At 71.7% G+C, this 16,612-nt stretch carries 14 protein-coding genes; 6 read left to right on the top strand and 8 right to left on the bottom strand.

Translation table 11 applies throughout. The features are described 5' to 3' along the window. The first annotated feature begins 89 nt into the window (after positions 1-89). Both T398_RS13775 and T398_RS13770 read left to right on the top strand, forming a co-directional pair. Complete coding sequence (locus T398_RS13775; RefSeq protein ID WP_496447180.1) at positions 90-2,498, top strand: DEAD/DEAH box helicase; 2,409 nt, start codon at positions 90-92, stop codon at positions 2,496-2,498. 100 nt (positions 2,499-2,598) lie between these two features. Then, positions 2,599-3,177, top strand: coding sequence for an LURP-one-related family protein (locus tag T398_RS13770; RefSeq protein WP_496447178.1), 579 nt, complete (start codon positions 2,599-2,601; stop codon positions 3,175-3,177). A 231-nt stretch (positions 3,178-3,408) separates the two neighbouring features. Here the strand turns inward: T398_RS13770 and T398_RS13765 are convergent, their stop codons facing one another. The 7 genes from T398_RS13765 to ssd are packed head-to-tail and all read right to left on the bottom strand — an operon-like array spanning position 3,409 to position 8,462. Continuing rightward, a complete protein-coding gene (locus T398_RS13765) occupies positions 3,409-3,798 on the bottom strand; it encodes an Rv3654c family TadE-like protein (RefSeq protein WP_496447177.1) in 390 nt (129 codons plus the stop codon). A 53-nt stretch (positions 3,799-3,851) separates the two neighbouring features. Beyond that, on the bottom strand, positions 3,852-4,256 hold the full coding sequence (locus tag T398_RS13760; RefSeq protein ID WP_496447175.1) for a TadE family type IV pilus minor pilin: 405 nt from the start codon (positions 4,254-4,256) through the stop codon (positions 3,852-3,854). Then, on the bottom strand, positions 4,253-4,420 hold the full coding sequence (locus tag T398_RS13755) for a DUF4244 domain-containing protein (RefSeq protein ID WP_496447173.1): 168 nt from the start codon (positions 4,418-4,420) through the stop codon (positions 4,253-4,255). The genes T398_RS13760 and T398_RS13755 overlap by 4 nt, the downstream gene beginning before the upstream one ends. Positions 4,421-4,445: 25 nt before the next feature. Then, the gene (locus T398_RS13750) at positions 4,446-5,207 is read right to left on the bottom strand and encodes a type II secretion system F family protein (protein ID WP_496447171.1); all 762 of its coding nucleotides are present in this window, start codon (positions 5,205-5,207) and stop codon (positions 4,446-4,448) included. Further along, on the bottom strand, positions 5,204-6,211 hold the full coding sequence (locus T398_RS13745; RefSeq protein WP_496447169.1) for a hypothetical protein: 1,008 nt from the start codon (positions 6,209-6,211) through the stop codon (positions 5,204-5,206). Before T398_RS13745 ends, T398_RS13750 begins: the two co-directional genes overlap by 4 nt. Further along, positions 6,208-7,413, bottom strand: coding sequence for a TadA family conjugal transfer-associated ATPase (locus tag T398_RS13740; RefSeq protein WP_496447168.1), 1,206 nt, complete (start codon positions 7,411-7,413; stop codon positions 6,208-6,210). Before T398_RS13740 ends, T398_RS13745 begins: the two co-directional genes overlap by 4 nt. Continuing rightward, the gene (gene ssd, locus T398_RS13735; protein WP_496447220.1) at positions 7,410-8,462 is read right to left on the bottom strand and encodes a septum site-determining protein Ssd; all 1,053 of its coding nucleotides are present in this window, start codon (positions 8,460-8,462) and stop codon (positions 7,410-7,412) included. Before ssd ends, T398_RS13740 begins: the two co-directional genes overlap by 4 nt. 636 nt (positions 8,463-9,098) lie before the next feature. Between ssd and T398_RS13730 the strand changes: the two genes are divergently transcribed. After that, positions 9,099-9,902 carry an HAD family hydrolase gene (locus T398_RS13730; protein ID WP_496447166.1) on the top strand — a complete coding sequence of 268 codons (804 nt, stop codon included), beginning with the start codon at positions 9,099-9,101 and terminating at the stop codon, positions 9,900-9,902. A 55-nt stretch (positions 9,903-9,957) separates the two neighbouring features. On the opposite strand, the gene T398_RS13725 is transcribed toward T398_RS13730, so the two are convergent. Then, complete coding sequence (locus tag T398_RS13725; RefSeq protein WP_496447164.1) at positions 9,958-10,707, bottom strand: Fic family protein; 750 nt, start codon at positions 10,705-10,707, stop codon at positions 9,958-9,960. A gap of 201 nt (positions 10,708-10,908) precedes the next feature. On the opposite strand from T398_RS13725, the gene acs reads away from it, so the two are divergent. The 3 genes from acs to T398_RS13710 all read left to right on the top strand — a co-directional run bounded on the left by acs (position 10,909) and on the right by T398_RS13710 (position 16,612). Further along, a complete protein-coding gene (gene acs, locus T398_RS13720) occupies positions 10,909-12,894 on the top strand; it encodes an acetate--CoA ligase (protein WP_496447162.1) in 1,986 nt (661 codons plus the stop codon). A 238-nt stretch (positions 12,895-13,132) separates the two neighbouring features. Further along, positions 13,133-15,541 carry an immune inhibitor A domain-containing protein gene (locus T398_RS13715; protein ID WP_496447218.1) on the top strand — a complete coding sequence of 803 codons (2,409 nt, stop codon included), beginning with the start codon at positions 13,133-13,135 and terminating at the stop codon, positions 15,539-15,541. A 138-nt stretch (positions 15,542-15,679) separates the two neighbouring features. Then, positions 15,680-16,612, top strand: coding sequence for an alpha/beta fold hydrolase (locus T398_RS13710; protein WP_496447161.1), 933 nt, complete (start codon positions 15,680-15,682; stop codon positions 16,610-16,612).

Genomic DNA, 16,612 nt, shown 5'->3' with positions numbered 1-16,612 from the left:
CTGGCTACCAGCAAGCGCCCCGGCAGGCAGGCACCTCAGCCCCAGGACCAACGCTACCCATCCCCGAACACCCGTGCGAGTGTGCAGACGTGACCTCTGACAGCCCGGCACCCCGGCCGCGGCACCCCGGCCGGCCGGGGTCACCCGCGGCTGCCCGTGCCGCAGCCCCCGGGCCGTCCCCGGCAGAGCTGCTGGGTCAGCTCCGCGCCCGGCACGACACCGACCCGGTAACCCACGTCGAACGGGTACCCGCCCGCGCCGGCAAGCCCGCGCCCTGGCCCAGCTGGGTCCCGGCGGACCTGCGCGTGGCCCTCACCCGGCAGGGCGTGGACGCACCGTGGCAGCACCAGGCCGAAGCCGCCAACCTCGCCCACGCCGGCAGCCACGTCGTCGTCGCCACCGGCACGGCGTCCGGCAAATCCCTGGCCTACCAGCTACCGGCGCTGTCGACACTGCTCACCGACCCCCGCGCCACCGTGCTCTACCTCGCTCCCACCAAGGCACTCGCCGTTGACCAGCTCCGGGCCGTCACCGAACTGGAGCTGGAGGGAGTGCGCCCCGCCTGCTACGACGGAGACACCCCCCGAGCCGAACGGGAGTGGATCCGGCAGCACGCGCGATTCGTGCTGACCAACCCCGACATGCTGCACCACGGCATCCTGCCCGGTCACGCCCAGTGGCAGCGGTTCCTCCGCCGGCTCGCGTACGTGGTGGTGGACGAATGCCACAGCTACCGGGGCGTCTTCGGCTCGCAGGTCGCGCACGTGCTGCGCCGGCTGCGCCGGCAGTGCACCCGGATCGGCCGTACACCGGTCTTCGTGCTGGCCTCCGCCACCTCGGGTGACCCGGCCGCGACAGCCGAACGGCTCACCGGCCTGCCTGTGGCGGCCGTCACCGCAGACACCTCGCCCCACGGCGGAGTGACCTTCGCACTGTGGGAGCCGCCGACGCTGCCCGCCCCGACCAACTCCCCCGACGACACCGACCTCGCGCCGGTACGACGATCCGCGCTGCGCGAAACCGCCGACCTGCTCGCCGACGCGGTCGCCGCCGGGGTCCGCACACTCGCCTTCGTCCGGTCCCGACGGGGGGCCGAGGCCGTGGCCGCCAACGCCCGGCGGGCCCTCGACGAGGCGTTCTCCGGGCTGGGTGACCAGGTGGCCGCCTACCGTGCCGGCTACCTGCGGGAGGAGCGACGCGAGCTGGAACGGTCCCTCCTCAGCGGTGAACTGCGCGGACTGGCCTCGACCAACGCCCTCGAGCTCGGCGTCGACCTGGTCGGTCTGGACGCCGTGCTGATCTGCGGCTACCCCGGCACCCGCGCCTCGCTCTGGCAGCAGGCGGGGCGGGCCGGCCGCTCCGGCCAGGAGGCGCTGGCGGTGCTGGTGGCCCGGGACGACCCGCTCGACAGCTACCTCGTTCACCACCCCGAGGCAGTCTTCGGGACCCCGGTCGAGGCGACCGTGCTCGACCCCACCAACCCGTACGTGCTCAGGCCGCAGCTCGCCTGCGCCGCCGCCGAGACGCCACTCACCCCGGCCGACCTGGACCTGTTCGGGGAGGGCGCGAAGGAGGCGGTGGACGCCCTGGTCGAGGCCGGTGCGCTCCGCCAGCGCCCCACCGGGTGGTACTGGCGCCACCGAGAACGCCCCCAGGTGGAGCTCCGTGGTGGAGACGGCGCCCCGATCTGCGTGGTGGAGACCGCGACCGGGCGACTCCTCGGCACGGTCGACGGCGGGTCGTCGCACTTCCTGCTGCACCCCGGGGCGGTCTACCTGCACCAGGGCATCTCGTACGTGGTCGACACCCTCGACCTCGCCGACGGGTGCGCACTGGTGCACCCGGCGGAGCCGGACTGGTCCACCCACGCCCGTGATGTCACGTCGCTGTCGGTGGTGGCAGTCCGGTCGTACCTGGACGCCGGGCCGGTCGGACTCTTCCTCGGTGAGGTCGACGTGACCAGCCAGGTGGTGTCCTACCAGCGACGCCGGATCGCCACCGGCGAGATCATCGACACCCGCCCCCTGGACCTACCGGCCCGGGAACTGCGGACCGTGGCGGTGTGGTTCACGCTCTCGCCGGAATCCCTCACCGCGGGCGGAGTCGGCCCCACCGACGTACCCGGCGCGCTGCACGCCGCCGAGCACGCCGCGATCGGGTTGCTGCCACTGACCGCCACCTGCGACCGGTGGGACATCGGCGGGTTGTCCACCGCCGCACACCCCGACACCGGGGCGCCGACCGTCTTCGTCTACGACGGCCACTCCGGCGGGGCCGGTTTCGCCGAACGGGCGTACGATACGGCGGCGAGGTGGCTGCGGGCGACCCGGGACGTGGTCGCGGAGTGTGGCTGCGAGTCCGGCTGCCCGTCCTGCGTCCAGTCCCCGAAGTGCGGTAATGGCAACAACCCACTGTCCAAGGCGGACGCGGTCCGGGTCCTCGACATCGTGCTGGCCAACCTGCCATCCGGAGTGACTCGGGCCAGCCGGGCGTCCTGACGCGTCAACGGGCCCGCGTTCCGCGCACCGGCGGCGCGCGGAACGCCGGCCACCCCGCCACCCGGTCCAGCCCGACCCCGACTGAACCGAAAGGAACATCATGCACCCCGACGCCCTTCAGACTCACCAGCAGTTCCACATCCGCCAGCGAATCCGGTTGGTCGTCAACCAGTACCAGGTTCACGCCGTCGCACCGGACGGCTCGGAGGGGGACCTGCTGGCGTTCGCCCAGCAGAAGCGGCTCGCCTTCAAGGAACAGGTGACCATCTACACCGACGACACACAGCAGCAGCCGTTGCTCGGATTCAAGGCACGGCAGCGCCTCGACCTGGGCGCCACCTACGACGTCACTGATCAAGACGGAAACCCGATCGGCCTGTTCCGCAAAGACTTCGCCAAGTCCCTGCTGCGCTCCACGTGGCATCTCGAGCAGGGCGGGTTGCCCCCGGCCACCGGGGCGGAACGGTCCCTGCCGACCGCGCTGCTCCGCCGCTTCGTCGAAGCGCTGTCCTGGCTGCCCTACCACTTCGATTTCGGCGCCGACGGCCAGCCGGCCTTCTCGGTCGTGAAGAAGTGGGGTATCCGCGACCGGTATGTCGTGCAGATCCACAACCCGCAGCTCGATCGCCGGCTGATCATCGCCATAGCGATCGGACTGGACACGCTCCAGTCCCGCTGATCCGTTGGCGCGACCGGTCCCCGAAGGCCCCCGGCTCGCCGTGCACGGTTGGTAGCGCCCGCACCAGCGGAGAAATCGGGCCGGTCCCCGGCGAGGGCGACGGTCACCGACACCGGGAGGCCGCTCCGGCAACGTGACGCTCCCCCGGCACTCGCGCGTCCACTGCGGCCGGCGGGCCTGCCGGGGGTGCGCTGAACCACGTAGCGGGCCGGCCCGGGGACACGCGTGCGCTCACCCACGTACCGGGCCGGCCCGGGCCCGCCCGGCCGCGGCCCGGACCAGGCCCGGCAACACGGTGGCGGTCACCTCCACGGTGACCAGCAGATCCAGCCCGTCGAGCCGGCAGCCGACGAGCCGGCCGCCGTTTGCGGTCACGATCTCCCGGGCCGACTCACACGCGCTGGCGACTCCGAGCACGGCGTCTGCCGCCCCAGCGAGCGCACCCAGGTCCGCCGCGACACCTGCCTGCTGTCGGGCCACCCGAGCCACCCCAACCGCCATGCCCGCCACCCCGAAGACCACGAATGCGACGCCGACCGCGAGCAGTAGGACCGTGGCACCGCCCCGGTCCCCACCAGCGAACACCCGCCCCCATTTTTCGCCGGTCTCCCGCGGCCCCAACCGAGCCCTCCTATCCCGACCGGCGGTGCGAGGACATCCGCTTCCACTGCCGGTCACCCTCCTGCTCCGGCTTCACCGACGACACCTTCGACCAGCGGGAACGGCTCGGGGCCGGGTTCGACCGCGGCCACGGTCGTCGCCGTGACCGTCAGTCGGGGAATCCGCGTCCCGAGGCCCCGGACCGGGGCGCGAACAGTGACGCGTACCCGCTCCCTGTCTTTGTCGATCGACACCCGGGCTCCGGGTGGGGCGAGCGCGCGGGCCACGGCCCACCCGTCTGCGCCCCGGGATACCGCGACCGCCGCCTCCCGTGCCGCGTGCAGAGCGGTGCCCTTGGTGCCCACCGCGTCAACCGCCGTCAGACCAACGAACAGGAGCAAGAGCAATGCCGGCAGGCCGGCCGCCAGCTCAGCGGTGAAGGCGCCCCGGTCTCGGCCGGCCCACCGGCACCGCCTCACTGAAGTGCCCGGTCAATGATGGCGGTCAACGCCGCCTGCGCACTGTCAGAGGTAAGTACCTTGAGTAGGAGCCCGGCGAAGGCGACTGCAGCGAGCGTGCCGACGGCGTATTCGGCGGTGTTCATCCCAGCGTCGCCTCGAAGTCGGGCGGTGATTGTGCGCATGTCCGTGGTCCTTTCTCGAGATCGGTCAGAGCACGTCACCGAGCACGGCGACGATCACCGGCACCAGGCCGGCGAGAATGAAGGCCGGTAGGAAGCAGAGCCCCAACGGCAGCACAATCAGCACCCCGGAGCGGCGGGCTGTCGCCTCGGCCGCCGCGGCCCGGTCGGCCCGCAGATCCTCGGCGAGACGGGTCAACGCGCCCGCCAGGGAGGCACCGCTGGTTGCCGAGCGGAGCGCGGCACCGACCAGGCGCTCGGCGCCGGGCACCGCCGCAAGCGACGACCACGCCTCCGCGGGCTCCGCTCCGAGGCGAAGAAGGCGCCCGACCCGGGCGAGTCGCTCGGCGAGGGGCCCGTCGAGCGCCTCCGCCACCGCCAGTACCGACCGGTCTACCGGGACTCCGGCGCGCATCGCCGACGCGAGCAGGTCAGCGGCGAGCGGCAGGGCGGCATTCTCCCGTCGACGCCGCTCCCGGACAGCCGGTGACTCGACCCGACGAAGCAGGCGGTCGAGCAGCACCGCGACGGGCGGGGCCCCGAGCAGGCCCGGTACTCCACCGGCCAGCACAGCGAGCGCCACAGCCGCGAGTACTGCGACGAGCCGAATCGCGCACCGCCGGTGGTGGGACTCCCCCGGGGTCCCATCCGCCGGTCTGATCAGTGGCGGGCCGGGCGGGACCCGGTCGAGGTCGCGCAGCCGACGGATCGGACGACGCCTCCTCCATCCGAGTCTGGCCAGCAGGGCTGGCACGCCCCAACGTTCGGCAGTCAGCACCGGCGGCGTCATCCGATCTCCCCGCCGCGGACCACGGTGAGCCGTTCCGTCCAGAACAACCCAGCAATCTGGAGCATGACAGCGAGGACCGCGCAGCTACCGCCGACCGCCGAGTGCAGTAGTACCGCGACCGGGTCAACACCGATGCCGTACCCCAGGCCGACGCCACCGATCGGAAGCGCCGCGAGCAGCCAGGCGGTCGCCCGCGCCCCGGCCGCCTGCGCTGCTGCCGTGGCCCGACCCCGGTCAGCGGCGCGGGCGTCCACATCGATCCGATCCAGCAGATCGGCGAGGGGCGCACCGGTACGATCAGCGAGCCGGACCGCCGCCCGGATCAGGGTGCCGCCCGAACCCCCGGCCATCGGCAGCGCCGTGGACTGGCCCACGGGCAGACCGGCACGCAGGTCAGCGGCGAGATCACAGAGCTGGTCGAGGTGACGGCGGCGGCGCTGGTCGGCCTGCCGGTTCGCGCGTCGTCGCAGCAGCGCCCGGACTCCCAGCGTGCCGTACGCGCCGACGACCACTGCTGCGACCGGACCGGCCAGCAGGGCACCCACGGCGGCGGCCAGGACACCCGAGAGCAGCAGCGTGCGCCGGGGTGCCGCCGCCAGGGGGTGGTACCAGGCAGAACGCGGCGGGGGCCCCGCGCTCCACGCACCGGAGACCGAACCATCCTGGCGGGCACCAGACATCGGGCGAGCCGTCCTGCTCGGACGCCTCGAGTCACGCCGGGATGGCGGCCCTGCCGAGCGGTCCTGCCCGCGCTGCTGGGGCCGCGTCCCGGCCGGCTTCGGCCGCGCCACATCCCGCGCCACATCCGTCTCCACCCCGTCCCCAGGTCCGGGCGGTGGGGTGCTGTGCCGCAGGCTGGCCACCCAGGTCACCAGTGGGTCGTCCACGGCACCCGAGCCGCTGCTGGTCTGGACCCGTTGCCGGGCGAGCCGGGTCAACAACCACGCCGCGACCACCGTTAGGGCGACCAGGAGCACCGGTAGCAGGAGCTGAGCCGGGGTCATCCCACACCTGCCGGACCGGGCCGGGACTCCCACAGGATCGGTGGGACCGGCACCTTCCGCTCGCCCAGCAGCCCGGCCAGCGTCCCGGCCGCTGGCCCCGGCCCACCAGTACGACCCCAGGCCGGAACCGCCCTGAGCAGCCGATCAGGCCCATCCGGCAGGAGCAGGCAGATGGAATCCAGCACCCGCCCCCGATCCGCGCGGCGTACCTGCAGCACCACCTGGAGTGCCGCCGCAACCTGGGCGTGCAGTGCGGGCCGGGGCAATCCACCGAGGAGACCGAGTGCCTCGAGTCGAGCCGGCACATCCGCGGGGGTGTTGGCATGCAGCGTCCCGGCTCCTCCCTCGTGACCGGTATTCATCGCCACCAACAGGTCCACGACCTCCCGGCCCCGGCACTCGCCGATGACGAGCCGGTCCGGTCGCATCCGCAACGCCTGCCGGACCAGGTCGGTCAGGCCCACCGCGCCCACGCCCTCCACATTCGCCGTGCGCGCCTGCAGCCCGACGACGTGCGGATGTGCCGGGTGCAGCTCAGCCGCGTCCTCCACCAGCACGATCCGCTCCGTGCCGGGAACGATGCCGAGTAGCGTGTTGAGCAATGTGGTCTTGCCAGAACCGGTGCCGCCGACCACGAGGTACGCGAGCCGGGCCGCCACCACTGCGGCCAGTACCGGGGCGACTGCCCGCGGCACGGACCCCTGACCGACCAGCTCGTCGAGCGTGAACGGTCGCTGCCGGAAGGTCCGCAGGGATAGGTATGGACCGTCGGTGGCCACCGGTGGCAGGACCGCATGTAGCCGGGTGCCGTCGGCGAGTCGCGCGTCAACGTACGGCGAGCCGTCGTCCAGCCGCCTGCCGGCGCTGGCGGCGAGTCGCTGTGCGAGCCGGCGGACGTCGTCCACCGAGCCCACCGGCACCGCGACCGCTTTCAGGCCCTCCCCCCGGTCGACCCAGACGTGAATGTTGTTCACGAGAACATCGGTGACCCTTGGGTCGGCCAACAGTGGGGCCAGCGGGCCGGCGCCCACCAGGTCGTCGTGCACCCGGTCGGCGAGGCGGAGCAACGTGGTGTCGCCGAGCACCGCGGCGGCCGGCTCGGCGCGTACGGCGGAGACAATCGCCGCCGGGGTGACCGGGGTGGAGGAGGACGCGATTCGCTGTCGGACTCGCGCGGCGAGGCCATCGTCCGCCGTGGTCATGCCACACCCGGCGCCGTACCGGTCAGTTCGTTGAGGAGCCGTTGGCACAGGACGGCCAGTGCGCCGCGCCCGTCCGCCGCCGGCGCTTCACCCCGTTCCAGGCCACGGCCGAGCGCCGGCTCCAGACGCACCGTGCCGGCCAACGGCAACCCAAGTGTCCGCGCGAGTTCGGTGGCCTTGAGCCGGCCGGGGGCGGGACCACGGACGATCAGGGAGAGGTCGGCGCAGTGTGGTGCGGCGGCGCTGACCACCCGAGCAGCAGCAGCGGTGGCGCGGAGTTCGGCGGGTACCACGACGAAGGCCCGGTCGACCGACTGCAGGGCGGTTACCGCCGCGTCATCCAGGTGCCGGGGCAGGTCAACCACGACCAGGTCGCGAGCCCGCCGGGCCGCGTCGAGGGTCGCCGCCATCGCCACGCTCGGCAACGACCGAAGATCACCTCGGTCCCACGAGAGGACCACCAGGTCGCCCCGGCTGGGCAGGGCCCGCACCAGCGACGCGGCGTCCACCCGACCGTCGGCGTCGGTCAGCGCGGGCCAGCGCAATCCGCCCAGTTGTTCCCAGCCGAGCACCAGGTCCAGCCCACCGCCGAGCGGGTCTGCGTCAACCAGAAGCGTCCGCAGGCGGGAGCGGGCCGCGGTGACAGCGAGCCCGCCAGCAAGGACACTGGCGCCGGCGCCGCCCCGTCCGCCGAGGACGGCGACGGCCCGGGCCGCTACCGGTTCGGGTTGCTCCGGGCCGCATTCGACGAACCGGTCGACCAGCCAGGGCTCGGCCGCGGGCAGGACGGCCACGAACTCGGCACCCATCAGGTCGGCCACATCCCGGCCGGGGTCAAGGTGCCCGGCGTGGCCGACCAGCACCAACCGCCGCCGGTGCGGCAGCCGCGCCCGGAGGCATGGCTGCGCCTGGTCGCTGCCGACCAGGACCAACGGCGCGGGGGACCAGCGGGACCGGGCGGCCACCGGATCCGGTGCGAGGTCGACTTCGACGCCACCGGCCGCGGCGAGCCGCAGCAGGGCGTCGAGGAGCATGTCGTCGGAGGTCACGAGAAGGGGCAGGCGGCGCGGGGGCGGTACGGCGGGGCGAGGTGGCATCACGGCCTCCAGCAGTCGGCTCGGGCTTCGCTGGTCTGGAAGCCTGCGCCGCCCGGCTGGCCCCGGGGCGACACCGACTGCCGGCCTGTGGATGGGCACGGCACCTGTGGACAGATTCCACCGGAACAGTTGATCTGCTATGCCGCGGCGGCGGCCGAAGTTACTCGTGACTTGTCGTCGGCCTGACTCTCCGCCCGGTCCCGGTCCCGGTCCCGGTCGGCCTCGGCGCCGTGCCGCCCGGTGGGTGCCATCACTGCCAGAAAGGGACGACCCCCGTCAGGGGGAGGACGGGGGTCGTCGGGTTCGGCTCCGGGGGGGGGCGAGCCGAACCACTCAGCGGTCACGGGGGCGCAACCGCCGAGGGCCTGCCGGTTGTCCGAAAGATGAACGCCTGTTGTGTCGACAGTCTGCCTGAGTGGACCTGGTTACGTCGAGTGGCGCGGCCTCCACTCCCTGCTGAATTCCGCCCAAAGGTGTGATTGGGGCCACTCAAAACAGGGTCGGCAATCGATCACATCGCACCCATCCGAGGGGTTGACGGACCCGGGCCCCCGCAGACGATAGACCATCGGGCTAGACTTGCGCGCCGTGGGCCGAAGCGCCGCTTTTTTCGATCTGGATAAGACCGTCATCGCCAAGTCAAGTGCACTGGCGTTCGGTCGGCCGTTCTATCGAGACGGGCTGATAACCCGACGAGACGTTGTCAAGTCGGCGTACGCGCAGCTGATGTTCCGGCTGGGCGGCTCCGACGAGCAGACCATGGCCCGGACCCGGGACTACCTCGCCGAGCTGTGCAAGGGCTGGCAGGTGGAACAGGTCCGCCAGGTCGTCGCGGAGACCCTCCACGAGCTGATCAACCCCTACGTGTACGCCGAAGCCGCTGCCCTGATCGAGGAGCACCAGGCTGCCGGCCGGGACGTCGTGCTGGTCTCGGCCTCCGGAGAGGAGATGGTCCGGCCGATCGGGGCGTTGCTCGGGGTGACCGACGTGATAGCCACCCGGATGGCCGTGGTGGACGGCCACTACAGCGGGGAGATCGAGTTTTACGCGGCCGGCCCGGCCAAGGTGGACGCGGTGGGCGAGCTGGCACTCACGCGGGGCTACGACCTCAGCGGCTCGTACGCCTACTCGGACTCGTACACGGACCGCCCGTTGTTGGAGTGCGTCGGCCGTCCGACCGCAGTCAATCCGGACCGCCAGCTACGCCGGCTCGCCGCGGAGAACTCCTGGCCGGTGCTGGAGTTCCGGCACCCGATTCCACTGGGGCGGCGGTTGCGGGATCGCCCCGCCGTGCCGGTCGCCGCCGCCGCGCTCGGCGTCGGGGTTGGCGTGGCGCTCGGCCTCGCCTGGTACGGCCGGTACCGTCGGGCCCGGCCTGCCCCGACGACCTGACCACCGCAGCCGGCTGCGGGCCGGACCGGGCGCCGGGTAGGTCGGGCGGGGAAGGTCACGGGGTCGCGGCGAGCACCTCGTCGCCGATCGCGGTGAGCTGGTCGGCGCCCACCTCGACGGCGCTCAGACAGTGCCGCAGCCACGAACGGAGTCCATCCGGGGTTCCGGTGGCGAACGCCCCGGCCGAGCCGACGTACTCCGGCTCCCGCTCCCGGTGCCCGACGTCCACGGCGAGCAGGCCCCGCGGGTCGACGCCCCGGGACATCAGCACCAGCCGGGCGGCAGCACGGGCGACCACCCCGGACGGGCCGGCGAAGGGCCGCAGGTTCAACAGCTCACCGTGGACAACCGCGGCGAGCACCAGTGGCGGCGCCGCGGTTCCCCCGGCCACCAGGGCGGCCAGCCGGTCCAGCCGGGCCGCCACGACCGCGTCGGGCACCGGGCGGCCCAGGTCGGTCTCCGGCACCAGCTCCCGCGCGGCGAGCACGTGCAGCTTCGCGAGCGCCTGCCGGGGCGCCTTCGGCCAGAGGTCGGTCAGCCCGGGTAGCGCCCCGGCGACCCGCAGCGCGCCCTGTAGCACCGGCTCGGTGACGGTGCCGGCGCGAACCTCCTCGCGATCGTGGAGGTGCCCCTCGAGGGCGGCGCTGGCCACCGCGCAGCGGAGGCTGACCTCCGCGGCCACCCGACCGCCGTGCCGGCGCAGGGCACGGTGCCGCTGCGCCTGGTCGAAGCGCTCGCGGGCCCGCTCCACGGCAGCGGCGACATCGGCGAGGGTGAGCAGCGGGGCGAGCGGGTCATCGGTCACCCCGCCACGTTAACGGGACCGCTCATACTGCCCGCCGGGTGCCATGCCACCCGGCGCGCCGCCGGCCGGGGTGCCATGCCACCCGGCGCGGGGGAGGCTCCGTTCGGCGCGATCCGTCGCTCTCGACTGTCGCCTGCGCCCGGCCGGCCGGCTAACCTCTGCACCGAGACGCAGGTCACCCCGAGCGACGAGGGAGCAGGCATGAGCGAGGCGTTGGCCAACCTGTTGCACGAGACGCGCCAGTTCCCGCCGCCGGCCGAGCTCGCCGCGAGCGCCAACGTCACCAGTGCGGCGTACGCCGCGGCGGGCGCCGACCGGCTGGCCTTCTGGGAACGGCAGGCCCAGCGACTGACCTGGACGAAGCCGTGGGACCAGGTACTCGACTGGTCGAAGCCGCCCTTCGCGAAGTGGTTCGTCGGCGGTCAACTCAACGTGGCGTACAACTGCCTGGACCGGCACGTCGAGGCTGGCCGGGGGGACCGGGTCGCGATCCACTGGGAGGGCGAGCCGGGTGACACCCGGACGATCACCTACGCGGAGCTGACGAACCTGACCTGCCAGGCCGCGAACGTGCTGACCGAGCTCGGGGTGACGGCCGGCGACCGGGTGGCGATCTACCTGCCGATGGTGCCAGAGGCCGTGGTGACGATGCTGGCCTGCGCCCGGATCGGCGCCACCCACAGTGTGGTCTTCGGCGGCTTCTCCGCCGACGCGTTGACAAATCGGATTCAGGACGCCGCGGCGAAGGTGGTGGTAACCGCCGACGGCGGCTACCGGCGGGGGCGGCCCTCCGCGCTCAAACCGACCGTTGACGAGGCGGTGTCGAACTGCCCGTCGGTGGAGCACGTGCTGGTGGTCCGTCGCACCGGCGAGGAGTGCGCCTGGTCGACGAAGGACCGTTGGTGGCACGAGACGGTCGGGCGGGCGTCGGTCGAGCACCAGGCCGCCGCCTTCGACGCCGAGCATCCGCTGTTCATCCTGTACACCAGCGGTACCACCGCCCGTCCGAAGGGGATCCTGCACACCAGCGGCGGCTACCTGACCCAGGCCTCGTACACGATGCACGGGGTCTTCGACCTCAAACCGGAGCGTGATGTCTACTGGTGCACTGCTGACGTCGGCTGGGTCACCGGCCATTCGTACATCGTGTACGGCCCGCTCTCCAACGGCGCCACCCAGGTCATGTACGAGGGCACGCCGGACACCCCGCACCGGGGCCGGTTCTGGGAGCTGGTCGACAAGTACCGGGTGACGATCCTCTACACCGCCCCAACTCTCATTCGCACGATGATGAAGTGGGGTGAGGAGATCCCCGCCGGGTTCGAGTTGTCCTCCCTGCGCCTGCTGGGCAGCGTTGGCGAGCCGATCAACCCGGAGGCCTGGATGTGGTACCGGCAGCACGTCGGCGGGGGACAGCTACCTATTGTGGACACCTGGTGGCAGACCGAAACCGGTGCCATCATGATCTCTCCGCTGCCCGGGGTGACCCATGCCAAGCCAGGGTCGGCGATGACTCCGCTACCCGGGATCAACGGCGACGTGGTGGACGACCAGGGGCAGCCGGTGCCGAACGGCGGCGGCGGCTACCTGGTGCTTCGGGACCCGTGGCCGTCGATGCTGCGGACCATCTGGGGCGACGACCACCGGTTCGTGGAGACGTACTGGTCGCGCTTCGGCGCCGGCGCGGGTGTCGGCGACGACTGGGTCTACTTCGCCGGGGACGGCGCCAAGAAGGACGATGACGGCCACATCTGGCTGCTCGGCCGAGTGGACGACGTGATGCTGGTGTCCGGGCACAACATCTCCACCACCGAGGTGGAGTCGGCCCTGGTGTCGCACCCGTCGGTGGCCGAGGCGGCGGTGGTCGGCGCGACGGATCCGACCACGGGGCAGGCGATCGTCGCTTTCGCCATCCCCCGAGCCAGCGCCGAGACCGAGGGTGCGGCGGGGGCTCAGCTCATCGCGGACCTGCGTACCCACGTCGCGCGCACCTTGGGCCCGATCGCGAAGCCGCGGCAGATCATGCTCGTGCCGGAGCTTCCGAAGACCCGCTCCGGCAAGATCATGCGACGGTTGCTGCGGGATGTGGCGGAGAACCGGTCCCTGGGCGACGTGACCACGCTGCAGGACTCCTCGGTGATGGAGCTCATCGCCACCGGCATGGGCGCTGGCAGGGGCGAGGACTGAGCCGGAGCGCACCGGCGGTGCCGGCCGGTTGCGGGGGGCTCAGCTGGCCGGTAGGTGTGTGACGCCGGAACTCCTTGCAAACAACTTCTTGCAACAAAGTGTCCGGACAGTCTTCCCCTCATCAACAACGATGTCTATCTTCACCAGTGGTCCCATCCGTGGGATCGTCGCACCGGCCCATGCCCCCGCTAGGCCGGTTTTCCTTCACACCCGGAGGTACCGCGTGCGCAAAGTCGCAGTGGGTCTACTCGGGCTCTCGCTGACGGCGACGGGACTGGCGGTCGGACCATCCGCCAGCGCCGCGCCGAAGCTCCAGCAGCCGACATCGGCTCCCTCAGCCGCAGAGCCTGCCCACGTTGACCACGATCTGCCCAACCCACTCGAGGAGAAGCGACGGGCGCTGCGCCAGGAGGGCCTGAGCAACGTCCTCTCCGGCGAGACGACATCGCAGCGAGTCAACGGCAGCACTGTCGTCAAGGTCGGTGAGACGGACGGCGGTTCCCCCACCGCCCGTGGTCACCGCGGCAAGAAGGACCAGTACGTCGAACTCTCCCGGGAGAACACGGACCGGATCTTCGTGATCCTGGCCGAGTTCGGCAACGAGCGGCACCCGGCCTACCCCGACCAGGACACCGCCCCCACCTGGCCGGGCCCGGCGCGGTTCGACGGCCCGCTGCACAACGAGATCCCGGAGCCCAACCGGGCGCTGGACAACTCCACGAGCTGGCAGGCGGACTACAGCGCCGACCACTTCCGGACGTTGTACTTCGGCGAGGCGGACGGCGACGAGTCGGTCAAGCAGTACTTCGAGGCCCAGTCCTCGGGCCGGTACAGCGTCGAGGGCACGGTCACCGACTGGGTCAAGGTCCAGTACAACGCGGCCCGCTACGGCCGTTCCCTGGACGACCCGACCGACGCCAACGGTGACGACCCGGCGGTCTGCGGCGGCAGAGTCTGCACCAACGTCTGGACCCTGGTGCGGGACGCCGCGAACCAGTGGGTCGCCGACCAGAAGGCCGCCGGCCGTAGCGACGCGGAGATCGCCGAGGATCTCCGGGCGATGGACCGGTGGGACCGGTACGACCACGACTCCGACGGCGACTTCAACGAGCCGGACGGCTACATCGACCACTTCCAGATCGTCCACTCCGGTGGCGACATGGCCAACAGCGACCCGCACCAGGGCGAGGACGCGATCTGGAGCCACCGGTGGTACGCGTTCGCGTCCGACCAGGGCCGCACCGGCCCGCCGAACTTCCCGGCGGGTGGCACCCAGATCGGCGACACCGGCATCTGGATCGGTGACTACACGATCCAGCCGGAAAACGGCGGACGCAGCGTCTTCTACCACGAGTACGCCCACGACCTCGGCCTGCCGGATGACTACAACGTGGTCAGTGGCGGCGACAACAACAACGAGCACTGGACGCTGATGGCCCAGAGCCGGCTCGGCGCCAAGGGCGACGGTGGGATCGGCGAGCGCGGTGGCGATCTGGGTGCCTGGAACAAGCTCCAGCTCGGCTGGCTCGACTACGAGGTGGTCGTCGCGGGGCAGAAGCGCACCATGACCCTCGGCCCGCAGGAGTACAACTCCAAGAAGCCGCAGGCCGCCGTGGTCGTGCTGCCGAAGCGCGAGTACGAGTTCGACAACGGTGCACCGTTCGCCGGCACGAAGCAGTTCTTCTCCGGCAACGAGGACGGCCTCAACAACACGATGACCCGGACGCTCGACCTCACCGGGAAGTCGTCGGCCGCGTTGACGATGAAGGGCCGCTACAGCATCGAGGCCGACTACGACTACCTCTTCTTCGAGGTGTCGGAGGACGGTGGGGACACCTGGACGCCGCTGCCCGGTACCGCCGACGGCACGCCGTTCAAGGAGATCTCCCCCGGACGGTTCGCCCTCGACGGTAGTAGCAACGACGAGTGGGTCGACGTCAACCTCCCGATGGATGCCCAGGCCGGCAAGCCGGTTCAGTTCCGGCTGCGCTACCAGACCGACGGCGGCGTCTCCGAGGGCGGCTTCTTCGGCGACGAGATCACCGTCACCGCCGACGGCGAGACGATCCTCAACGACGGTGGGGAGACCGGTGCCGGCGACTGGAACCTGACCGGCTGGAGCATCACCGAGGAGAAGTACACCCAGCTCTTCGACAACTACTACATCGCCGGCCACCGATCGTACGTCTCGTACGACAAGTACCTGAAGACCGGGCCGTACTACTTCGGGTACGCGAACACCCGCCCGGACTGGGTGGACCACTACGCGTACCAGGAGGGTCTGCTGATCTCCTACTGGAACACCCGCTGGGCGGACAACGACACGTTCGCGCACCCGGGTGAGGGGCGCAACCTCTACATCGACTCGCGCCCGCGGCCGATCTACAACCTGACCGGCGAACCATGGCGGGCCCGGGTCCAGGTGTACGACGCGCCGTTCGGCCTCCAGAAGGCGGACTCGTTCACGCTGCACATCGACAGCCAGCCGCAGTACATCCGCGGCCAGGCCGCGCAGCCGCTCTTCGACGACACCCAGAAGTACTGGTACGAGGAGCTGCCCAACCACGGGGTGAAGCTCCCCGCGACCGGCACGAAGATCGAGGTGCTGAAGCAGAAGGGCACGTCGATCAAGGTCCGCTTCAAGTAACGGGAACCACACGAGGGCGATGCCCGGGCCGGTGACCGGCTCGGGCATCGCCTTTCCCTGGCGCCGACACCGACACCGACTCGCGCTCGTCCGCCACGCGTCCGGACCGGTTATGACCCGGGCCTTAGGCTGTGGCACATGACCGAGCAGCACGACAGGGCCCTTGACGAGTCCTGCGTCCTCGCCGAGGGGCCGTGGACGCACCGGTTCGTCGGCGCCAACGGCAGCCGGTTCCACGTGGTCGAGGCCGGGACCGGCCCGATGGTGCTCTTCCTGCACAGCTTTCCGGAGCACTGGTGGGCGTGGCACAACCTGCTACCGGCGGTCGCCGACGCCGGGTTCCGGGCAGTCGCGGTCGACCTACGCGGCTACGGCGCGAGTGACAAGCCACCCCGGGGTTACGACGGATACACCCTGGCCGGCGATGTCGCCGGGCTGATCCGGGCGCTGGGTGAGCGCTCCGCCACCGTGGTGGGCTCCGGCGCCGGCGGGCTACTGGGCTGGACAGCGGCGTCGTTCCACCCGACGCTGGTCCGCCGCCTGGTGGTGCTCGGCGCCCCGCACCCGCTCCGGCTACGGGCCGCCATCTTCGCTGACCCGCGCGGCCAGTTCGCCGCCTCCACCCCGACGCTGCTGTTCCAGCTGCCGCGCTACGAGCACGTGCTGACCCGCGACGACGGGGCGGCGGTAGCGGAGATCCTGCGCCGCGGGGCCGGTCCACGCTGGGTGCACAGCCCCGAATTCGAGCCGTACGCGGCTCGGTGCCGGACGGCGATGCAGATCCCGCAGGCGGCGTTCTGCGCCCTGGAGGGCTACCGGTGGGCTTTCCGGTCAGCGCTACGGCTGCACGGCTACCGCTTCGTTCGGCTCATGCAGAAGCCCCTCGTCACGCCGACCCTCCAGTTACACGGTGCCCTCGACCGGGCGGTCCTGCCCCGTACCGCCCAAGGCTCCGGCCGGTACGTGGTGGCCCCGTACGAGTGGCGCCTGCTCGACGAGGTCGGGCACTTCCCACACCTCGAGGCCCCGGAGATCGTACTCGGCGAGATCCTGCGCTGGGCGAAGTCTTAG

This window comes from Salinispora goodfellowii (genome assembly GCF_059570675.1).
The sequence above is the reverse complement of the archived record's forward strand: the minus strand, read 5'-3'. Positions and strand labels throughout refer to the sequence as shown.

Excerpts from the sequence above, each read along its gene's own strand:
- T398_RS13750 (WP_496447171.1), bottom strand. The coding sequence starts at position 5,207 with ATGACGCCGCCGGTGCTGACTGCCGAACGTTGGGGCGTGCCAGCCCTG.
- acs (WP_496447162.1), top strand. The coding sequence starts at position 10,909 with ATGAGCGAGGCGTTGGCCAACCTGTTGCACGAGACGCGCCAGTTCCCG.
- T398_RS13710 (WP_496447161.1), top strand. The coding sequence starts at position 15,680 with ATGACCGAGCAGCACGACAGGGCCCTTGACGAGTCCTGCGTCCTCGCC.
- T398_RS13740 (WP_496447168.1), bottom strand. The coding sequence starts at position 7,413 with ATGACCACGGCGGACGATGGCCTCGCCGCGCGAGTCCGACAGCGAATC.
- T398_RS13745 (WP_496447169.1), bottom strand. The coding sequence starts at position 6,211 with ATGACCCCGGCTCAGCTCCTGCTACCGGTGCTCCTGGTCGCCCTAACG.
- T398_RS13755 (WP_496447173.1), bottom strand. The coding sequence starts at position 4,420 with ATGCGCACAATCACCGCCCGACTTCGAGGCGACGCTGGGATGAACACC.
- T398_RS13770 (WP_496447178.1), top strand. The coding sequence starts at position 2,599 with ATGCACCCCGACGCCCTTCAGACTCACCAGCAGTTCCACATCCGCCAG.